Source organism: Streptomyces sp. Tu 3180, from assembly GCF_009852415.1.
Classification (GTDB): domain Bacteria; phylum Actinomycetota; class Actinomycetes; order Streptomycetales; family Streptomycetaceae; genus Streptomyces.
The window spans coordinates 4,110,744-4,130,994 of record NZ_WOXS01000002.1 but is presented as its reverse complement, the minus strand read 5'-3'; the positions used below and the strand labels follow the sequence as shown (position 1 = coordinate 4,130,994).

General features: G+C 73.5%; 16 protein-coding genes, 1 tRNA gene and 1 pseudogene. 4 read left to right on the top strand and 14 right to left on the bottom strand.

The genetic code is table 11. From position 1 onward, the window contains the following. Nucleotides 1-177 precede the first annotated feature (177 nt). The 7 genes from pheA to GL259_RS19485 form a co-directional block, all read right to left on the bottom strand. On the bottom strand, nucleotides 178-1,110 hold the full coding sequence (gene pheA / locus GL259_RS19515) for a prephenate dehydratase (protein ID WP_159534536.1): 933 nt from the start codon (nucleotides 1,108-1,110) through the stop codon (nucleotides 178-180). Between the two features lie 81 nt (nucleotides 1,111-1,191). After that, a complete protein-coding gene (efeB, locus tag GL259_RS19510) occupies nucleotides 1,192-2,490 on the bottom strand; it encodes an iron uptake transporter deferrochelatase/peroxidase subunit (RefSeq protein ID WP_159534534.1) in 1,299 nt (432 codons plus the stop codon). 6 nt (nucleotides 2,491-2,496) lie between these two features. Further along, nucleotides 2,497-4,542: a copper resistance protein CopC gene (locus GL259_RS19505; protein ID WP_159534532.1), complete on the bottom strand. Its 2,046-nt coding sequence runs from the start codon at nucleotides 4,540-4,542 to the stop codon at nucleotides 2,497-2,499. A gap of 13 nt (nucleotides 4,543-4,555) precedes the next feature. Then, the gene (locus GL259_RS19500) at nucleotides 4,556-5,053 is read right to left on the bottom strand and encodes a copper chaperone PCu(A)C (RefSeq protein ID WP_159534530.1); all 498 of its coding nucleotides are present in this window, start codon (nucleotides 5,051-5,053) and stop codon (nucleotides 4,556-4,558) included. Continuing rightward, complete coding sequence (locus GL259_RS19495) at nucleotides 5,050-5,706, bottom strand: SCO family protein (protein WP_159534527.1); 657 nt, start codon at nucleotides 5,704-5,706, stop codon at nucleotides 5,050-5,052. Before GL259_RS19495 ends, GL259_RS19500 begins: the two co-directional genes overlap by 4 nt. A gap of 92 nt (nucleotides 5,707-5,798) precedes the next feature. After that, complete coding sequence (locus GL259_RS19490) at nucleotides 5,799-6,560, bottom strand: YcnI family protein (RefSeq protein ID WP_159534525.1); 762 nt, start codon at nucleotides 6,558-6,560, stop codon at nucleotides 5,799-5,801. Nucleotides 6,561-6,771: 211 nt separating this feature from the next. Next, nucleotides 6,772-7,584: a hypothetical protein gene (locus GL259_RS19485; protein ID WP_159534523.1), complete on the bottom strand. Its 813-nt coding sequence runs from the start codon at nucleotides 7,582-7,584 to the stop codon at nucleotides 6,772-6,774. Nucleotides 7,585-7,804: 220 nt separating this feature from the next. Between GL259_RS19485 and GL259_RS19480 the strand changes: the two genes are divergently transcribed. Further along, entirely contained in the window at nucleotides 7,805-8,269 is a 465-nt protein-coding gene (locus GL259_RS19480) for an ATP-binding protein (protein WP_159534521.1), read from the top strand. A 177-nt stretch (nucleotides 8,270-8,446) separates the two neighbouring features. On the opposite strand, the gene GL259_RS19475 is transcribed toward GL259_RS19480, so the two are convergent. After that, complete coding sequence (locus GL259_RS19475) at nucleotides 8,447-9,910, bottom strand: aminopeptidase P family protein (RefSeq protein ID WP_159534519.1); 1,464 nt, start codon at nucleotides 9,908-9,910, stop codon at nucleotides 8,447-8,449. A gap of 150 nt (nucleotides 9,911-10,060) precedes the next feature. Beyond that, a pseudogene (locus GL259_RS19470) lies at nucleotides 10,061-11,457 on the bottom strand (PP2C family protein-serine/threonine phosphatase). Between the two features lie 621 nt (nucleotides 11,458-12,078). Here GL259_RS19470 and GL259_RS19465 point away from each other — a divergent pair. Further along, complete coding sequence (locus tag GL259_RS19465; RefSeq protein ID WP_159534517.1) at nucleotides 12,079-12,747, top strand: bifunctional DNA primase/polymerase; 669 nt, start codon at nucleotides 12,079-12,081, stop codon at nucleotides 12,745-12,747. 487 nt (nucleotides 12,748-13,234) lie between these two features. On the opposite strand, the gene GL259_RS19460 is transcribed toward GL259_RS19465, so the two are convergent. The 3 genes from GL259_RS19460 to GL259_RS19445 all read right to left on the bottom strand — a co-directional run bounded on the left by GL259_RS19460 (nucleotide 13,235) and on the right by GL259_RS19445 (nucleotide 16,036). After that, entirely contained in the window at nucleotides 13,235-14,200 is a 966-nt protein-coding gene (locus GL259_RS19460) for a DUF5926 family protein (protein ID WP_159534515.1), read from the bottom strand. A gap of 233 nt (nucleotides 14,201-14,433) precedes the next feature. Further along, entirely contained in the window at nucleotides 14,434-14,943 is a 510-nt protein-coding gene (locus tag GL259_RS19455; RefSeq protein ID WP_243762336.1) for an ATP-binding protein, read from the bottom strand. Nucleotides 14,944-15,208: 265 nt separating this feature from the next. Beyond that, nucleotides 15,209-16,036: a glycerophosphodiester phosphodiesterase gene (locus GL259_RS19445; RefSeq protein ID WP_159534511.1), complete on the bottom strand. Its 828-nt coding sequence runs from the start codon at nucleotides 16,034-16,036 to the stop codon at nucleotides 15,209-15,211. Nucleotides 16,037-16,354: 318 nt separating this feature from the next. On the opposite strand from GL259_RS19445, the gene GL259_RS19440 reads away from it, so the two are divergent. Both GL259_RS19440 and GL259_RS19435 read left to right on the top strand, forming a co-directional pair. Further along, entirely contained in the window at nucleotides 16,355-17,881 is a 1,527-nt protein-coding gene (locus tag GL259_RS19440) for a trypsin-like peptidase domain-containing protein (RefSeq protein ID WP_159534509.1), read from the top strand. Nucleotides 17,882-17,945: 64 nt separating this feature from the next. Then, nucleotides 17,946-18,032 (top strand) — tRNA-Ser (locus tag GL259_RS19435). 150 nt (nucleotides 18,033-18,182) lie between these two features. Here GL259_RS19435 and GL259_RS39335 read toward each other — a convergent pair. Further along, nucleotides 18,183-19,472, bottom strand: coding sequence for a hypothetical protein (locus tag GL259_RS39335; RefSeq protein WP_159534507.1), 1,290 nt, complete (start codon nucleotides 19,470-19,472; stop codon nucleotides 18,183-18,185). Nucleotides 19,473-19,802: 330 nt separating this feature from the next. Further along, entirely contained in the window at nucleotides 19,803-20,234 is a 432-nt protein-coding gene (locus GL259_RS19425) for a hypothetical protein (protein WP_159534505.1), read from the bottom strand. Between the last annotated feature and the right edge of the window lie 17 nt (nucleotides 20,235-20,251).

Here is a 20,251-nt window from a genome sequence, read left to right as displayed (position 1 = left end):
AGTGGACGAAAGTGATCTGCGGGACGACGGGCGCGATCATGGTCCACAGGGTGATGTGTCGACCGAAGAGGGCCCATCTGTCGACTTGTCCTCAGGTCGAGAAGTGGGCCTGTGGATAACTTCTGTGGACAACGGCGATCAGCAGGGACGGCCGATACCGCTCGGGCCGGGCCTCCGTCAGAACCGGCCGTCCTGGCAGCGCGCCACCCAGTCCGCCGCGCCCGCGAACTCCTCGTCCGACGTGCCGGGGAGCGGGGGCCGCACCTCTCCCGGCTGCACATTGGCACGCGGATACGAGCCCAGGTAGCGCACCTGAAGGCAGATCCGCTTCAGGCCCATCAGCGCCTCGGCCATCCGGCGGTCGGAGATGTGCCCCTCGGCGTCGATGCAGAAGCAGTAGTTGCCGATGCCGGCCCCCGTCGGCCGGGACTGGAGCAGCATCAGGTTGATGCCCCGCGTGGCGAACTCGCCCAGCAGGTCGCGCAGGCCGCCGGGGTGGTCGTCGCGCTGCCAGATCACGACGGAGGTCTTGTCGGCACCGGTGGGTGCCGCGGGCCGGGCGGGCCGGCCGACCAGCACGAACCGGGTCTGGGCGTTCTCCGCGTCGTGGATCCCGGTCTCCAGGGCCTCCAGGCCGTACCGGGCCGCGGCGAACTCGCCGGCGAAGGCGGCGTCGTAGCGGCCCTCCTGGACCAGGCGCGCACCGTCCGCGTTCGAGGCGGCCGATTCCCAGTGGGCGTCGGGGAGGTGGGCCTTGAGCCAGTTGCGGACCTGGGGCTGGGCGGCCGGGTGGGCGGTGACCGTCTTGATGTCCGACAGTTCGGTGCCCGGGCGGACGAGCAGCGCGAAGGTGATCGACAGCAGCACCTCGCGGTAGATCATCAGCGGGGTGCCCGCGACCAGTTCGTCGAGGGTGGTGGTGATGCCGCCCTCGACGGAGTTCTCGATGGGGACGAAGGCGGCCTCGGCCTCACCGACACGGACCGCGTCGAGCGCGGACTGCACGGACACGTACGGGATCAGCTCCCGGGTGGCGGCCTCGGGAAGCGTGCGCAGGGCGATTTCGGTGAAGGTGCCCTCGGGACCGAGATACGCATAGCTCGCTGGCATGACCTCACCCTAATGGGGTCCGCGCCGACGGCGGTCCCGGATGCGCCCTCAGGCCCCCGGAGGGTGACGCGGGACGGGTTCTCACCCCTCCAGCAGCCGCTGCCCCACATACTCGCCCTCCGCCGCGCCGCCCGGCACCGCGAACAGCCCGCTCGCCTCGTGGCGGATGAACGGGGTCAGGGCGTCGCCCCGGTCCAGCTTGCGCTGCACCGGCACGAAGCCGCGCAGCGGATCGGCCTGCCAGCAGATGAACAGCAGACCCGCGTCCGGCACCCCGTCCGCGTCGATGCCGTCGTGGTACGAGAACGGGCGCCGGAGCATCGCCGCGCCGCCGTTCTGGTCGGGGCGGGTGATCCTGGCGTGGGCATTGAAGGGGACGACCAGATTTCCCTCGGCGTCCGTCTTCTCCAGGTCCATCTCGGACGTCTCGGTGCCCCCGGACAACGGCGCCCCGTCGGACTTGCGGCGCCCGATGACGTTCTCCTGCTCCTCGAGCGGGAGCTTCTCCCAGTCGTCCAGCAGCATGCGGATGCGGCGGACGACGACGTAGGAGCCGTTCGCCATCCAGGCGGGCTCGCCCTTCTCCGGGACGAAGATCCGCCGGCCGAAGTCGGAGTCGGCGGGCTTGGGGTTGCGGGTGCCGTCGACCTGGCCCATCAGGTTGCGGGCGGTCATGGGATGGGCGGTGGCGCCCGGCGAGCGGTTGAAGCCGTTCATCTGCCAGCGCACCCTGGCGGCCGACCCCGCGTCCTTCTGCACGGCGCGCAGGGCGTGGAAGGCCACGAGCGCGTCGTCGGCGCCGATCTGCACCCACAGGTCGCCGTTGCTGCGGGCCTTGTCGAGGTGGTCGGAGGAGAAGTCGGGCAGCGGGTCCAGGGCGGCCGGGCGCTGTTTCTCCAGGCCGGTGCGCGCGAAGAAGCTGTGGCCGAAGCCGAAGGTGAGGGTCAGCGAGGAGGGGCCGGCGTCGAGTGCCACACCGGTGTCGTCCTGCCCGCTCGGCTCGCCCGCCATCAGCCGACGGGCCGTGTCCGACCAGCGGCGCAGCAGGGCGGCCGCCTCCTTGCGACCGGCGCCGGGCGCCAGGTCGAAGGCGACCAGATGGCCGCGGGCCTGGAGCCCTTCGGTGATGCCGGGCTGATGTTTCCCGTGAAACATCGCCCGCCCGGCACCCACCGAGGTCAGCGGGGTGGTCCCGGTGGGTGCCGCCGCGTGCCCCACGGCCGCCCCGCCCGTCGCGCCGAGCACGAGTCCGGTGGCACCCGCGGTGCCGAGCAGCCGGCGTCGGGACATGCCCTTCCCGGTGGCCCCGGTGGTCTGAGCGGTGGCCGTCCCCCCGGGAGCCTCCGGGGTGCGGGTCTGCGGAATGGACTGGTCAGCCATGGTGGTTCAGCCGATCTTGGTGTTCTTGGAGACGGTCACCTGGTCGATGTCGGACGTCCGCACGGTCACCTCGACCTTCCAGTCGCCCGCCATGGGGATCTGTACGCCGCTCGCCGACCAGTGTCCGGTGGTGATGTGGTCGGGGACGACCGGCAGGGGGCCGATGTCCTGGGCGGAGAGGGTGAAGGCGACCTTCACCTCGGGGATGTCGAAGGCCTCGCCGTCCGGACGCTCCACATAGAGGTGCAGGTCGTTGTCGCCCACCCGCGCGGGGTCGAGGTCGATCGTGACGACGCCCTTGCCGTTCTCGCCACCGGTGTCGAACGGCATGTTCAGGGTCACCGCACCGGTGCCCTGGCCGGACGCGGCGGACGACGAGGACGAGGCGACCGCCTCGGCCTCCTGCTCCGTGCGGCCCGGCTCGGTCTGCGTCAGCACGGTGGTGACGGCGAGCAGGACGACGGCGATGCCCGCCTCGGCGAGTACGGAGCGGCGCAGGCCGAAGCGGTTCGGGTCGGCGTCCCGCAACCGCCTCTGCCGGGCGGTCTCCATCGCGGCCCGCTGCCGGGCGAGCTGAGCGGCCCGCGCGGAGTCCTCCCCGGTCTGCTTCCCGTGCCCGGTGCTGTCCCCGGGCCGGTCCGTGTCCGCGGGCCCGGTCCGGTCCCCGGCCTCGGAGGCGTCCCCGCTCCCGGTCTCCCGGGCTCCGGTGGCTCCGGTGGCTCCGGATCCGCCGGACCCGGCCCGCCCGGCGTCGGGCCGCTTCGTGGACACGGCACCCGCGGGCTCCTTCTCCTCTGCTTCCCGGCTCGCTGCCGCCGGCGCCTGGGCCAGCCGCGCCGTCCACCGCCGGGAGAGGGAGGCGATCGCGACCAGCACCGCCACGAGCCCGATCTTGACCAGCAGCAGCTGCCCGTACCGGGTCCCGGTGAACGCCGACCAGGAGCCGAGCTGCCGCCAGGACTGGTAGGTCCCGGTGACGACGAGCACCACCACGCTGCCGAACGCGAGCCGCGAGAACCGCTGCACGGCGACCCGGTCGACCGGGGTGTCGGCGGGCGCCCGGTAGAGCCCGACGAGCAGGGCGGTGAGCCCGCCGAGCCAGGCGGCGACGGCCAGCAGGTGGACGACGTCGACCGGCATGGCGATCCCCGCCTGGAGCCCCTGGGAGGCGTGCTCGGACATGGCCCAGCTCGCGGCGATCCCGGCCGCCACGACCGTCCCGCCGATCGCGAGCCCGAAGGTCAGGTCCCGCTTCTCCTCGCCGTCCTCCCGCTTCTCGTACGCCCCGAACAGCACCGCGATGAACAGCGCCGCCGCGGCGAGCAGCAGCAGCCGGGACACCAGCGCCGCGCCGGTCTTGGTCTGGAGCACCTCCCCGAGCAGCGTCAGGTCGAAGACGTCGCCGATCTGCCCGGAGCGGGTGTACGGACCGCGCAGGAGCAGCAGCGCCAGGGTGGCCGCGGTGAGCGCGAGCCACCCGGAGACGACCAGCCGCTGCACCGCCCGCACCCCGGAGCCGCGCTGCCAGCAGGCGAGGACGAAGGCGGCGCCGCCCACCATGACGACGAACCCGACGTACGACACGTACCGGCCGAGCCCGTACAGCCGGCCCACCGGGCCGTCGTCGGTGGACTGCCCGGAGACCGAGACGGAGGTCTCGGAAGGGGCGCCGATGGAGAAGGTGAAGGCACCGGCGACGGGGTGGCTGTCCGCCGACACCACCTGGTAGGCCACGGTGTACGTGCCGTCGGGCAGCCCGCTGAGCAGCCGCACGGAGTACGTGGTGCCGCTGGGATTGGCCGGGTCGCCCTTGTCGACCCGCGTGCCCTTGGGATCGAGCACGCGAACGGCGTCGTCGCTCACCGCGATCGGTTCGGAGAAGGTGAGCGAGACCTGGGTGGGGGCCCGGTCGACCACCGCCCCCTGACCCGGGTCGCTCCCGGTCAGCGCGGCGTGCGCGGAGGCGGGAGCGGCCCCGGCGAGGAGCGCGCCGGTGACGGCCAGGAACAGCAGCACCAGGGTCCGCACGCGGGGGGCGATGGTCTGGGTCACGGGGGTGTCTCCCTCAGTGTCCGGTCTCGTGTCCGGTCTCGGATCCGGTCGTGCGTCCGGCCTTCGGCGTGTAGGTGGCCGCCTTGACCGGGATCTCGACCGTGACGGGGGCGGAGTGGGCGAAGGCCAGTTCCACGGGGACCTTCTGGCCCTGCCGGGGCTTCCGCTTCAGCTGCTCGAACATCAGGTGGCTGCCGCCGCTCTCCAGCACGAGGCTTCCGTGGGCCGGGATGTCGAGCCCGTCGGCCTCCTGCATGGCGCCGTCGACGGTCTCGTGCACGGTGACCCGGCCGGCGACGTCGCTGCTGACGGAGGTCAGCCGGTCCGCCGCGTCCCCCTCGTTGGTGATGGTGAGGAAGCCGGCCGCCATGTCCGACACCGGCTGCGGCATGTAGGCGGAGCCGACGGACAGGTCCGCCGTGCCGCCGGAGCCCGAACCGCCCGGGCCGTCGCACCCGGCCAGGACCAGCGCTCCGGTCACGGCCAGGGCCGCGGCCGCGCGGCGCCTCACGGGTTCTCGCCCTTGATGATCTTGGGGAGGTCCTCGGTGTAGTCGTCGACGGTGGCGTCCTCGCCGTAGAGGACGTAACCGCCGTCGGTCTTCGGCGAGAAGGCGATGACCTGGGTGCCGTGGTCGGAGACGACCTTGCCCTCGTCGTCCTTGCGCGGCGCGTCGATCGAGATGCCGAGCGTGCGGGCACCGGCCTGGATGGTGGCGAAGTCGCCGGTCAGACCGACGACCTGGGGATCGATGCCCTTGATCCACTTGCCGAGCGCGGCGGGGGTGTCCCGCTCGGGGTCGGTGGTGACGAACACGATCCGCAGCTCGTCCTGCTGGTCCTGGGGCAGCTGCTTCTTGGCCACCGCGATGTTGTTCATCGTCAGCGGGCAGACGTCGGGGCAGTGCGTGTAGCCGAAGTAGATCAGGGTGGGCTTGCCCGCGGTCTCCTTGCGGAAGTCGTACTTCTCGCCACGGGTGTCGGTGAGGACGAGGTCCGGCTTCTCGAACGGCTTGTCGAGCACGGTGGCCGCCTCGGCGGAGCCGGCCTCCTCGGAGACCACGGCGAAGGGCTTGCCGCTGTCACCGCCGCCGCTGCCGCAGGCGGAGAGGGTCAGGGAGGCGGCGGCGAGCAGGGCGGCCGCCGCGAAGGTCTTCTTGCGCATGAAAGGTGTCCTGAAGGTAAGTGCTCCGGCGCGCACCGGGAGGCCACGGGGCCGTGACCGGCCCGGTGCGCGCCGCTGGGAAGCGGACGGGGTCAGGCGGAGGTGCGCCGACGCCCGGCCAGTACGCCGTAGGCGACGCCCGCGGCGCCGACGACGATGCCGACGACGCCCAGGACGCGTGCGGTGGTGTCCGTGCCGCCGGAGTCGCCGGAGTCGGAGCCGGACGCCGTGGTGGACTCGGCGGCGGCGTTCTCGGCGGATCCGGCGCCGTCCTCGGCCTTCTCGTCGTCCGCGGCCCCGTGGGAGTGGCCGTCCTCGGAGGCCTCCGACAGCGCGAGGACGGGAGCCGGGTGCTCGGGCTCCTCCTGGCCCTCCTGCGGCACCTCGATCCAGCGGACGACCTCCTTGTTGGAGTACGTCTGCAGGGCCTTGAAGACGAGTTCGTCCGCGTCCTCGGGCAGCGTGCCGACGGACACCGGGAACTTCTGGAAGAAGCCGGGCTCGATGCCGTCGCCGTCGGCGGTCCAGGTCACCTTGGTGACGGCCTCGTTGATCTTCTTGCCGTGCAGCTCGAGCGGCTTGTCCAGCTCGGACTTGGTGACCTTGATGTCCCAGCCCTCGACCGGCTGCGGCATCACGGAGGCCAGCGGGTGGTCCGTGGGGAAGGTGACCTCGAGCTTGGTGGTCGAGGCGTTGTCCCGCTCGTTGGGGACCTTGAAGTCGACGACCGCGTAACCGCCCTTGGCGGCCTCCCCGTCGGGCTGCACGCTGACGTGCGCGAAGCAGGGGGTGGACACGGCGAGGACGGCGGCACCGGCGACGGCACCGGCGGCTGCGATACGGGAAGCCTTCATGGCAGAAGCACTCCGCTTCGGTTGGGGTTCGGCTGGAGGTGAGGGACGCGCGCCCGTGGCGGGGAGGACCTCGTGGTCCCTCCCGGCCCTCCCGGCGTGCCGGGGGAGGACCCGGGCGCTGCGGAACCGGACGCACACGCGGGTGCCGCACGCCGGCGTCCCTCTCCCCGGCCGGTGAACCCGGTGGTGGCGGAGTGGTGGTCGCGGCGCGTCAGGCGGCGAGGGCGAGTGCGGTGACGGCGGCCGGCGGGCCGCGCCGGATCACCGTGTGCTGGAGCGCGGCGGTGCGCGGCGCGGGCGGCGCGAGCAGAGCGGTGCGCGGCGCGCGCAGGCCCGCCTCCGGCGCTCCGGGGAGCCCGGCGCGCAGGGCGCGCACCAGGGCGAGCGCCACGCGCAGGGACCGTACGAGGGCCCCCTCGGCGACGCCGTGCGCCGACAGCTCGGTGAGCCGCAGCAGGGCCAGGTCGCCGCGGCGCAGCAGCCAGCCCGCGGCCATGGCCGCGAGGACGTGGCCGAGCAGCATGGGCAGCGACGGCAGCAGGGACGCGGGGGAACCCGCGGCGGTGGACAGGGCGTCCGCCGGGGTGTGCGCCGTGCCCGGGTGGACGCCCGCGTCGGCGAGGACGCGGTGGGCCTGCGCGGGGCTGATCGCCGCCGCGGTGGGCCCGCACATCAGCCGGGCGGCCTGTTCGACCAGTGCGGCGTCGGAGAGGGCGGACGACGCACCCGTGAGGGAGGCGTCGGTGCCGTGCTGCCCGAGGCCGAACAAGGTGTGCAGCGCCGTCTGGCCGGCCGCCAGCAGCACCGCGATCCCCGGCGCGGAACGCACGCGTCCGGCGAGCGGCGCGGCGACCGCGACCGCCGCGAGGAACCCGGCGGCCAGCGTCCACAGCGGAACGGCGGCGCAGGAGGCGAGGCTGTGACCCGCCCCGGCCAGCACGACGCAGACCGCGGCGAACACCGCGGCCCGCAGGATCCGGAGCCCTCGTCCGGAGCGCGTCGTGCGCGCGTGGGGGGCAGTCATGGCGGGCTCATCATCGCACTGGCCCCCCGGTCGCCGTACGGCAGGTCCGCAAGATGAGGTACGACCGGAAGATCACCTCTGCCACGGCCTGCCCCACATACACCGATCGGCTTTGCGACACACCCGCCGTATGGGCGGTGTCACGTCAACTTCACGCTTACAAGTGAGTACTCAGGGCAATACGTAACGGTATGTCGAGCCGCGGCCGGGAGGCTGGAGCATGAGCATCTGGTGGTCACTCCATCTGCGGCGCGATCCCGCGAGCGTGCCGCTCGCCCGGCGGCTGCTGCTCGGCACCATGGAGACCGCGGGCGTCGACCCCGAGGTCTCCTACGACCTCTCCGTCGCCCTCAGCGAGGCCTGCGCGAACGCCGTCGAGCACGGCGGGGACGCCGCGCGGGGCGACGGCTCGGGGGAGTACCGGGTGACCGCCTACCTCGACGGGGAGAAGTGCCGCATCGAGGTCACCGACGCGGGCCCCGGCTTCCCCTCCGGCGCCGCGGGCCGCTCCCGCCCGCCGGCCCGCCCCGCGCCGTCCGACGCGGAGCACGGCCGGGGACTCTGCCTCATCCAGGAGCTGGCCGACCACGTCCACATCGGCAACAAGGCGGACCGGGGCGGCGCGGTGGTGAGCTTCGACAAGATCCTGAAGTGGCGCGAGGGCGCCCCGCTGGCCGCGGTGTAGCGACGCCCGGCCGTCCCGCCCCCCCGGCGCGGCGCGCACGAACAGCGGCGGGACACGCACGAACAGTGGCCGGACGCGTACGAACAGCAGTCGGGCACGCGCGAACGACGTCCGGACGCGCACGAACAGCGGACGAGGGGCCGGGCACCCGTTCGTGCCCGGCCCCTCGTCCCGCGGTCAGCCCTTCAGGGAGGCCATCCACGCCTCGACCTCGTCCGACCGCCGGGGCAGCGCGGCGCTCAGGTTCCGGTTGCCGTCCTCGGTGACCAGGATGTCGTCCTCGATGCGGACGCCGATGCCCCGGTACTCCTCGGGCACGGTCAGGTCGTCGGCCTGGAAGTACAGGCCCGGCTCGACCGTGAGCACCATGCCGGGCTCCAGCGTGCCCTCGACGTACGTCTCGGTGCGCGCGGCGGCGCAGTCGTGGACGTCCATGCCGAGCATGTGGCCGGTGCCGTGCAGCGTCCAGCGGCGCTGCAGACCCAGCTCCAGCACCCGCTCCACCGGGCCCTCGACCAGACCCCACTCGACGAGCCGCTCGGCCAGCACCCGCTGGGCGGCGTCGTGGAAGTCGCGGTACTTGGCGCCCGGCTTCACCGCCGCGATGCCGGCCTCCTGGGCGTCGTACACGGCGTCGTAGATCTTCTTCTGGAGCTCGCTGTACCGGCCGCTGATCGGCAGCGTGCGCGTGACGTCGGCCGTGTAGTACGTGTGCGTCTCCACGCCCGCGTCGAGCAGCAGCAGGTCGCCGGAGCGGACCGGGCCGTCGTTGCGCACCCAGTGCAGGGTGGTGGCGTGCGGGCCGGCCGCGCAGATGGAGCCGTAGCCGACGTCGTTGCCCTCCACCCGGGCGCGCAGGAAGAACGTCCCCTCGATGTAGCGCTCGCTGGTCGCCTCGGCCTTGTCGAGGACCTTCACCACGTCCTCGAAGCCGCGCACGGTGGAGTCGACGGCCTTCTGCAGCTCGCCGATCTCGAAGTCGTCCTTGACCAGCCGCATCTCGGAGAGGAAGACGCGCAGCTCCTCGTCGCGCTCGGCGGTGACCTTGTCGGTCAGCGCCGCCTCGATCCCGGCGTCGTACCCGCGCACCACCCGCACCGGGCCGGTGGCCTCGCGCAGCGCGCCGGCCAGCTCGCGGACGTCGGAGGCGGGGATGCCGTACAGCGTCCCGGCCTCGGCGAGGGAGTGGCGGCGGCCGACCCACAGCTCGCCCTGGCCGTCCAGCCAGAACTCGCCGTTCTCCCGGTCGGAGCGCGGCAGGAGGTAGATCGTCTCCTTGTGGCCGTCGGCCGTCGGCTCCAGGACGAGGACGCCGTCCTCGGTCTGGTTGCCGGTGAGGTAGGCGTACTCGACCGACGCGCGGAAGGGGTAGTCGGTGTCGTTCGAGCGGGTCTTCAGGTTGCCCGCGGGGACGACCAGGCGCTCGCCCGGGAAGCGGGCGGACAGCGCGGCGCGGCGGGCGGCGGTCTCGGCGGCCTGGGGGATCGGCTCCAGGTCGCGCAGCTCGGTGTCGGCCCAGCCGCTCTTCATGTTCTCGGCGAGCTCGTCGGACACGCCCGGGTACAGGCCGTTCTTGCGCTGCTTGATCGGCTCTTCCTCAGTGGTCTCCGGGGTCTCCGGGAGCTCTTCGGCCACAGTCATCCTCCTCGGTACGGCACTGGACCTCCCCCGGCTCTCGGCCTCGCCCGAGCAGGGGGACCCCATCATCGTACGGTCGCGCGGAAACGGCCGAAGCGGGGAAGGGCCTGTTACCGAGGGCGCACGGAGGATGACCGCACCGCGGTCCGGCGGCTACTCGAACCGCGCCGCCAGCAGCACCACGTCCTCCGCGGAGTCCGCCGTGTCCGCCCCCGGGGACAGCATCGTGCGCAGGACGTGGTCGGCGATCGCGCCGGGGTCGCGGCGCAGCGCCCTCGGCACCCCGGCCGCCGCCGCGTGCAGCCGGGCGAAGGCGCGGTCGGTGGGATCGCCGGTGCGGCGCAGCAGCCCGTCGGTGTAGAGCAGGACCGTCTCCCCCGGTTCCGCGTGGACCTCCACGCTCGGCGCCTCCCAGCAGGCCAGCATCCCCAGGGGGGCGGAGACGGAGGTCTCCACGAACTCCGTGCGCCGCTCGCCGAGCAGCAGCGGCGGGCAGTGCCCGGCCCCGGCCAGCGTGATCCTGCGCAGCGCGGGCTCGCAGTAGCCGAACAGTGCGGTGGCCGACCGGGCCGGCTCGGTGAGCCGCAGCAGCAGCTCCAGGTCGGACAGGACGGCGACCGGATCCTCGCCCTCCATCACGGCGTACGCGCGCAGGGACGCCCGCAGCCGCCCCATCGCGGCGACCGCGCCGGGCCCCGACCCGGTGACGGACCCCACGGCGAGGCCGAGCGCGGCGTCCGGCAGGGGCAGCGCGTCGTACCAGTCGCCGCCCCGTGCGGTGAGGTGGCGTGCCGGGCGGAGAGCCGGACGCCGGTGACGCGCGGCAGGCGCGAGGGCAGCAGCCCCTCGGACAGGGTGGCCATGCGCGCGCGGGTGCGCTCGAGCTCGAGGAGCCGGGCGAGGTGCTCGGCCGCGTGGCGGACGTACAGGCCGACGAGGTGGCGCTGCCGCTTCGACGGTTCGGCGGGCTCGTCGTAGAACCACACCGCGGCGCCCAGGCGGCCGGCCGTCCCGGTGGTGAGCGGCAGGGCGTAGCTGGCGGCGTAGCCGAGGCGCGCGGCGACCTCGCGGTGCCGGGGGTCGAGCCCCTTCTCGGCGAACAGGTCGGGCTCGGCGACGCCGTCGTCGGCGCCGGGCAGTCCGTCCAGGATCCTGCCGTGGGCCAGGGAGCCGCGCGGCACCGTCTCCATGTGGCCGAGGTCCGCGCGGGCCAGGCCGAGGCCGACGGTGGTGTCCGGACCGAGGCCGTCGGCGGGTTCCAGGGCGACGAGCCCGCGCCGTGCGCCCACCAGCGCGGAGCCCGCGCGCAGCAGTTCCTGCAGCGCCTCGTCCAGCGCGTTCACGCGCGCCAGGCGCTCGGTGAGCTCGTGGAGGGTCGTGAGGTCGGAGACCCATCCGGCGAGACGGTCCTGGAGCAGCGCGCCCGGTGCGTGCTGGGGGTGTGCCGGTGCGGCGGCGGAGGTGCCCGCCGCGGCGGACGCGACAGTGTGTGCGGGCGCCGGAACCGTCGAATCGATTCCGGCCACTTTCGGAGGGTGCGGGGCGTTCATGGTGTCCGGCTTTCCGACCGGTGCGTACTGCTCAAAAGCATCGCAAACCCCCATGTCATTCTGCGTCACCGGCAGTGTCTCCACATGTACACGTACTCGTGAGGAGATGTCCAGCATTGTCCTGCTGGGATTCCTGGTGTCCGTGGGACTGGAGAGAAGTCCCCGCAGACCCCTTGCCGAAATATGAAGTTGGCTTGAAACTGCCTCAGGGGGAGGCGTATTGCGGTCGACTGGGCTTGCTCGACGGAGCGTCACGACGGTCGTGATGGGTACGTACTCGGTGAAGGCCAGGGGTGGTGGAGAGCCACCCGGGAACCTGGTGACGGACCCGGGCGTCTTAACCACCGACGACCCTGCCCCATCCTCCCGTGGCGGAGGCGGAGAGAACCACGCGCGACGGCAAACGCCAGACTTCGCCACCCCCACGCCGCACCCGTACTTCCGACCGACGCGGTAGGGGTGGAACGGCCGCGGAGGCAGCCCTTGCTCGGCCCGTGGGGGCTCCCCCTGCCCGGGGCGGGGGTGTGATGCGCCAACAGGTACGCACAGTGAAGCGATCGACACATGTTGTGATGTGGACCACGGTGTTGCCAGGCGTGCAACGGAAAGGAACGAGCGCTCATGCGCGAGATCCTCGGAAGGCGACGCAGGCTCCTGTCCCGGCGCGGTGACGGAGGGCCGGAACTGATCGGCGCGGCCCTGACGTTCGCCACGGAATGGCAGTGGCCCGTACTCCCGGGCGTGGCGGCGGATCCGCGGGGCGGCAGGTCCCGCTGCGGCTGCCCCGACCCCGAGTGCACGGTGCCGGGCGCCCATCCCTTCGATCCCGGCCTCCTCGCCGCCACGACCGACGCGCGCATGGTGCGCTGGTGGTGGAGCAACCGGCCGGCGGCCCCCGTCATCCTGGCCACCGGGGGCAAGGCCCCCTGCGCGGTCTCGCTGCCCGCCCTGCCGGCCGCCCGCGCCCTCGACGCGCTCGACCGCCGCGGCATGCGGCTCGGCCCGGTCGTCGCCTCGCCGGCCCGCTGGTCGATCCTGGTGAAGCCCTACTCCATGGAGCAGTTGGGCGAGCTGCTGTACGCCAAGGACTTCGTCCCCGGCTCCCTCCGCTTCCACGGCGAGGGCGGTTACCTCGCCCTGCCCCCGTCCGTGACCGCGCAGGGCGGGGTCCGCTGGGAGCGCGCTCCGCTGCCCGGCTCGGCCGCGCCCTGGGTGCCCGACGTCGAGGCCGTGGTGGACGCCGTGGTCGAGGCCCTCACCCGGACGGGTGTGAGCGCTCCCGAGATGTAGGAACGCCGGTGCGCACCGCGCGCCCGGCACGGCCCCGGAAGACACGTCTTCCGGGGCCGTGCCGCGTCGTGCCGGGGCCCGGGCGCCGCACGCCGAGGAGCCCGCCCGCTCGCCCTCGCGGTCTCGCGGCGTCGCGGTGATCCGCGGAGTTCTTGGGGTTCGTGGGTTTCACGGACCGCGCCGGAGGACCGGAGGAGGGCCGTTGCTGCTGCGCTCGGGGGCGACGGGCCCGTGGGAACGGGCGGTCGGCGCGCGATTGCGTTCCGTGAACGGCGACCGGCACGGAAAGACCCGGTTGCTGGCGACGGGGGATGCACCAGCAACCGGGCTACTGGAACGGTAACAAGAGATCGGCGGTTCGCAAATTCGAACTCGGCTTTTCCGGTCACCGACTGGCCTGTACACACCGGGAGTTGCCCCCGGGGCCGGTGGTGCGCGAGGGGTCGGGTTCCACCGGCCGGCGGAACCCGACCCCCCCCGGGGTGCCTCAGTTGAGCGTGACCTGGCGGTTGGTCAGGCCGCCGCGCGCGCGGCGCTCGTCGGCGGTCAGCGGCGCGTCCACGGCCAGCGCGGCGGCGAGCCGCTCGGCGAACTCGGCCGCCGGCTTCTCCACGTCCTCGGCCGTGACCCCGCTGGGCAGGTCCCAGACCGGCACGGTGAGCCCGTGCGCGCGGAAGGAGCCCACCAGGCGGGTGCCCTCGCCGAGGGAGGACCGCCCGGCCGCGTGCAGCCGCGCGAGAGCGTCCAGAAGCCGCTCCTCGGGGTGCGGCATGACCCACCGCAGGTGGTTCTTCTCCGGCGTCTCGCACCAGTACGCGGCGTCCGCGCCCGCGAGCTTGACGGTCGGGATGGCCGCCGCGTTGGCCCGCTCCAGGGAGGCGGTGACGTCCGGCGTGGCGTTCTCCGGGTCCGGGACCCAGAACTCGAACCCGCTGTGCACGACCGGCTCGAAAGCGCCCTCGGGGTCGAGCAGGTCCTGCAGCCGGGGCCCGTCGGCGGGGGCGCGGCGGGCCTGCACCGGGGTGCCGGGCTCGGCGGTGAGCGCCCGCTGGAGGGTGTCGGCCAGGTCGCGGCTGATGTCGCCGGAGGAGGTGTCGTTCTGCAGGCCGAGCAGGACCGAGCCGTCGTCGCGGCGCAGGGCGGGCCAGGCCATCGGCAGCACGGTGGCCAGCGTGACCGAGGGGACGCCCTCGGGCAGGCCGCCCTTGAGCGTCAGCTCGACGGTGGCGGCCGGCACCAGCTCGCGCAGCGCCACCCAGTCGCACTCGCCGGGCAGGCCCTCGAACGGGCGGTGCACCAGCTCGGTCACGGCGTGCGCGGCGGCGCGGCCGTGGCAGGCCTTGTAACGGCGGCCGCTGCCGCACGGGCAGGGCTCGCGGGCGCCGACGACCGGGACCTCTCCGTCCGTGAGCTGCGGGCGCTTGGCCTTCGTCTGGGGTCGCTTCTTGGCCATCGTGGGTGTCTCCCGGTTACGGCTCGTCTCGTACGGGCGCCGAGCCTAGCCGTTCACGCCGCGGCCGACGGGATCCGGTGGCGCGCCGTGCCGTCGCCTTCCCACGGCCAGGTCCGCCTCCCCGGACGCCGGAGCGCGCCTCCCGCTCGCCCCCGGGGGCGGCGCGGGTGCCGCCCCCCGGACGCGGGACACCGGTTCCGCGCGGCCTCGGCCGAGGCCGCCGGCCGCGGCCGTCAGTCGAGGTCGTCGAAGGCGTCCGCGAAGTCCAGCCCGGGTATCGAGGACACCGCGGGGGCCGTCACCCGGGAGGCGAAGTCGTCGCGCCGGTGCCCGGCGTCCGGGTCGTGCACGTCGTTGTGGACGACGACCCACACGGTGACCTCGCCCGGCACCTCGTCGCGCACGCCCCAGTCGTCGGCCAGCGCGGTGACGATGTTCAGCCCCCGGCCGCCGTGCGCGGTGACCGACGGGGTGGCCGGCGCGGGCCGGGTCGGGCCGCCGCCGTCCGTGACCTCGACGACGAGCCGGCCGCAGGGATCCACCCGCCAGGCGGCGCGGACGTCGCCGTCCCCGGCCAGGGCGTCACCGAGGGGCCGGCCGTGTCTGCACGCATTGCTCAGCAGTTCGGACAGGATCAGTACGGCATCGTCGACGACCGCGTCCGCCACGCCCCCGTCGCGCAGCTGCGCGCGCATCCGGCGCCGCGCCTCCCCCACGCCCGCAGGGCCATGGGGTACGGCCATGCTCGACGACGTGGGCACCTCCTGTGCCACCACCAACGCCACCCCCGAGACCTCCTTCGCCCCACGCCACGGTGTGGATGCCCCATCGGCCTGAACCGGAAACCGTCACGCCTTCGTGCGGTGACGCACTCGCAACGATCGAATACGCACCGAACGCGCCGGAGCACTCCCTGTCATCACATGGCTGGATTTCGTCGGTGTGGCCGAGACGTGAGGATGGCCGGGCCGGGGCGCGAGGTCAAGAGTCCTGCGGGAACCGTGCGGGTCAGCGGCCGAGCCGGTCGAGGACCGCGCGGGGCCGGTTGGTGATGATGGCGTCCACCCCGAGGCCGACGCAGAGGTCCACGTCCCGGGGATCGTTCACGGTCCACACGTGCACCTGGTGACCGGACTCCTTCAGGCGCTCGATGTACGCGGGGTGGCCGCGGGCGATCCGCAGGGAGGGCCCCGCGATCCGTACGCCCGCGGGCAGCCGTCCGTCGCGCAGCCGGGGCGAGACGAACTGCGTGAGGTAGACCGTCGGCAGCGTCGGCGACGCGGCGCGCACGCGGTGCAGCGAGCGCGCGGAGAAGCTCATCACGCGCACCGGGGACTCCTCGGCCGTGGCCGGGGCGTCCAGCCCGAACCGCTTGAGCAGGAGCAGCAGCCGTTCCTCCACCTGGCCCGCCCACCGCGTGGGGTGTTTGGTCTCGATCGCCAGCTCCACCCGGCGTCCCGCGTCGAGGACCAGCTCCAGCAACCGCTCCAGGGTGAGGACGGAGGTGGCCTCCCGGTCCTCCGGGCGGTGCTCCCAGTCGGGCTCCTCGGTCCGGCCGCCGAAGGAGTCGCGGGTCTTCCAGGAGCCGAAGTCCAGGGCGGCCAGGTCGGAGAGCTCCAGCGCCGAGACCGCGCCGCGGCCGTTGGACGTACGGTTGACGCGACGGTCGTGGACGCAGACCAGATGGCCGTCGGCGGTCAGGCGCACGTCGCATTCGAGTGCGTCCGCGCCGTCCTCGATCGCCTTGCGGTACGCGGCCAGGGTGTGTTCGGGGGCGTCCTCGGAGGCTCCGCGGTGCGCGACGACTTGGGTCGGGTGCTGTCGTGCGTGGGTCACCGCGTCATGGTGCCACCGCGCGCGGGTACCCGTGCGCCCGGAGGGACGCGGCCGGTCGGCGGATCCGGTCGGAGGCATCGCGGTGGTGCTCCTTTGGTGAGTAATGCCCTGTGTAAAGAATGGCCCCGGACCCACAGGAACGGCTTATGGTGCCCTGACGGCCCGTGGGAAAAGCTGACGTCATACAAAGGGACGTGCACAGCTGCATCGCGCCGGACTCTCGACGAGCGTGAGCGGGCATGAGCGAACGCGACCGAACGTGACCGAGTGAGACCGCGTGGGACCGAGGACAACAGCCGTGGATCGAGGAGAGAAGCTGTGAGCACCGAGAACGAGGGCACCGCGGTACCCCCGGCCCCGCCCGTACCGCCCGTACCGGTGGATGCTCCCGCTGCTTCGGCGCACCAGGAGCGTCCCGCTCCGGACGGGGTCACCTCGACGACCCCCATACCCCCGGTCCCGCCGAGCGCCCCCGGGGCCGCACAGGACCACGGCGCCCCCGGCACCCCGGCGCCGCACGGCGGTCCGCCGGCCGGCCACGGCTCCCCCGGACACGGCTACGGTCACGGCCCGCAGGGCGTGCCCGCCTCCGGGGGGCCCGCGGGACCCCCGTCCCCTCCCGACGCCTCCTGGCCCCCGCCCCCGGCGCCCCCGTCCTACGGCGACGGCGGTGCCGGGCACGGCAGCGGCGGCTGGGGCTCCTCCTACCAGCAGCCGGCGCCGAAGAGCGGCGGCGGACGCGGCCGTCTGCTCGCCGCGGTCCTGGCGGCCGCGCTGGTCGCGGGCGGTGCGGGCGGCGGCCTCGGTTACACCCTGGCCAAGGAGAACGACGCCGGCGGATCGACGACCGTCTCGGCGGCGACCAGCGGCGGAGACATCAAGCGCGAGCCGGGCACGGTCGCCGCCGTGGCCGCCAAGGCGCTGCCCAGCACGGTCACCATCGAGGCCGAGAGCAGCAGCGGCGAGGGCGGCACCGGCACGGGCTTCGTCTTCGACACCCAGGGCCACATCGTCACCAACAACCACGTGGTGGCGGAGGCCGTCGACGGCGGCAAGGTCTCGGTGACCTTCCCGAACGGCAAGAAGTACGACGCCGAAGTGGTCGGCAACGCCCAGGGCTACGACGTCGCGGTCGTCAAGCTCGACGACGCCCCCTCGGACCTGAAGCCGCTCCCCCTGGGCAACTCCGACGAGGTGGCCGTCGGCGACTCGACGATCGCGATCGGCGCGCCCTTCGGCCTGTCCAACACGGTGACGACGGGCATCATCAGCGCGAAGAACCGCCCGGTGGCCTCCAGCGACGGCACCGGCAGCCAGGCGTCGTACATGAGCGCCCTGCAGACCGACGCGTCCATCAACCCGGGCAACTCCGGCGGGCCGCTGCTGGACGCGCAGGGCAACGTCATCGGCATCAACTCCGCGATCCAGTCCACCAGCAACGGCGGCTTCGGCACGGGGCAGGCCGGTTCGATCGGCCTGGGCTTCGCCATCCCGATCAACCAGGCCAAGTACGTGGCCCAGGAGCTGATCAGGACGGGCAAGCCGGTGTACGCCAAGATCGGCGCGTCGGTCTCCCTGGAGGAGACGTCGGGCGGCGCGAAGATCACCGAGCAGGGCGCCGGCGGCTCCGAGGCGGTCGAGGCCGGCGGCCCCGCGGCCAAGGCCGGCCTGAAGCCCGGTGACGTCATCACCAAGCTCGACGACCGGGTCATCGACTCCGGCCCGACCCTGATCGGCGAGATCTGGACCCACAAGCCGGGCGACGAGGTCACGATCACCTACGAACGCGGCGGCAAGGAGCGGACCACGGAGCTCACCCTGGGCTCCCGCGTCGGCGACAGCTGACCTCACCCGCGGGCGCCGAACCCGTTACCCTTGTCCCCGCGCCGCCGATCACCGGCCGGCGCGGGGAGGTGTGCCCGAGCGGCCGAAGGGAACGGTCTTGAAAACCGTCGTGGCAGCGATGTCACCGTGGGTTCAAATCCCACCGCCTCCGCGCAGGTCGTAGACGTTGCAGGCCGGAAGGGGCGTCCCTCGGGGAGGGGCGCCCCTTCCGCATGGCCGGTCCCGTGCCGTTCGGCTCCGCCGGGCCGGACCGGCCGGGCCGTGACGGCCGTGGTGCGGTCCGCCGTCCGGTCGTCCCCGGTCAGGAGCGCTCGCGGGCGGCGGGGTTGTTCAGGCAGAGGGCGATGTTCCGGACCGCGGCGGTGAGTTCCTCGATCACCCGGGCCGCCTGTTCCGCGTTGTGGAAGGCCGGTCCCCCCGCCAGGGCCAGGTCCAGTTCCTGCGCCGACTGGAGGGCCGCTCCGACGCCCTCGGCGGCCGGGGAGGCGACGGGTGCGGGCGCCTCGGCCGCGGGGGGAGGGGCCGGTGCCACCACCGGGTCCGCCGCGGGAGTGCCGGAGGCCGTGGGGGCCGTCGGGGCCGCGGGGGCCGGCCGGTGCGCCGGCTCGGACACGGCCGGGGCCGACGGGCCGGCCGGCGGCGTGCCGGTGCCCGGCTCCCCCCGGTGCCCGTCGAACGGGGCGGGGAAGGCGCCGAAGTCACCGGTCACGGAGGAGCACTCCTCCTCTCCCGGCCGTGGCGGCGTGGCCGACGGGGCCGGCGCGGGCAGCGCGTGATGCGCGGGATGCGGGTCCCGGGAGGTCTGCCGGCCGTGCGCGGGCACGTCCGGCGCGTGACGCGTCCGGGGGAGCACGAAGTGCTCGAAACCCGGGAACGCGAGGGTGGCGGGCCGCGGGGCGGAACGCGGGTTGTACTCGGTCTGCCACTGCATGCGGTAGCAGTCGACCTGGTCGGCGCAGGAGGCGCGGGCGTGGAAGACGGCCGTGTCCTCGCCCAGGTCCGGGTACCAGAGGTTCGGGCCCGGGAAGCGCACGGTCCGCACCCGCGGCCTGATCGGCTCGGCGCACCCCATGCAGCAGCCCTCCGGCACCATGAGCGGGATGCCGCCGTTCTGCTCCGGCCAGCGCGGGCCGCCCTCCCAGCGGTACTCCCCGTGGTGGCAGGGCGGCAGCTCACCGCAGGCGCGGCAGACCGCGTAGTGTTCGGGGAGGACCCGCCAGTCGTGGCTGGCGGGAGCGCACCAGTGCTTCGGTGTGGAGCGGGGCAGGTTCTCGTTGCGCAGCACCAGCACCACCGGGCGCTTGTAGAACTCGGCCCGCTCGGGGGCCGGCTTGACCGCCTGGTTGTTGGCCCGCCGCAGTTCGTTGGCGTGCCACCACAGCTCCACGTGGTCGCGCCACGCCTTCTCGTAGGAGTCCGGCCACCGGTCGCTCGGGTAGCCGTTGATCTCCAGGATCCGCCACGCCTGCCGGTCCAGTACCACGATGGAGCCGGTCCGCAGTCGCATGTGCGTTCCGTTGTCCCCCTCGTCCGGCCAGTCGTGACGGCCGATACGGGTGGGCTGGTCTGGGAGCCACCTGCGAATCTGCATGTCACGCTCCTCGGCAATGAAACTTCATAGTTTCAACTGGGGCAGTGGGCAACATTCTGAACAATCAGCGCGTTTAGGGCGGCGTAGACACGCGCACGCCGCTGATGGAAGGTGACCGGAAACGTCCCCCGCGGTACCGGGTTCTTTCGCCGGAGCCTCTGTCACCAGGCTTTTCGGACTCGCGGGCCGTCATCGGGCCCCGCCCTCCGCGGACTCCGGGGCAGCGGCTCCGTACCCGGGTGCCCGGCCCCGACACTCACCCGTACGTGTGGTGACGTTCGGTTGCCGTCACCCCGTACGTGTGCATCCCTCCGGGCAACCGCCGTACGGTCAGAGCTCCTCGTCCTCGGCCAGCCGTTCCCAGGGCACGTCCCGCAGCGCGGGCTCCGCGTCGCAGCCCGACGGGACGTGCGGGGTGGGCTGGAACCAGACGACGGTGAGGCGGGAGCGGTACAGCACGCGGTCGTGGGCCGGGTCGAGCGCCTCGGAGCGGAAGCTGCCGACGCACGTCACGGCGGGCAGCACCTCCACCGGGCCGAAGGCGCCCGCGTACTGGTCGGGGTACTCGCGCGGGGGCGGGACCAGGTGGACGGGAGCTCCGGCGAAGGCGCGCTCGGCGGACCGGAGCAGCAGGTCGATCCTGCGGTCGTTGAGGGGCTTGCAGGGATACCCCTCGAGCAGCCCGCCGTACGTCGACGACATCCGCAGCTCGGAGAGGTCGACCGAGCGGCCGGAGGCGAGGACGACGCGGGCGAGTGCCATGGTCGGCACCCTGAGGC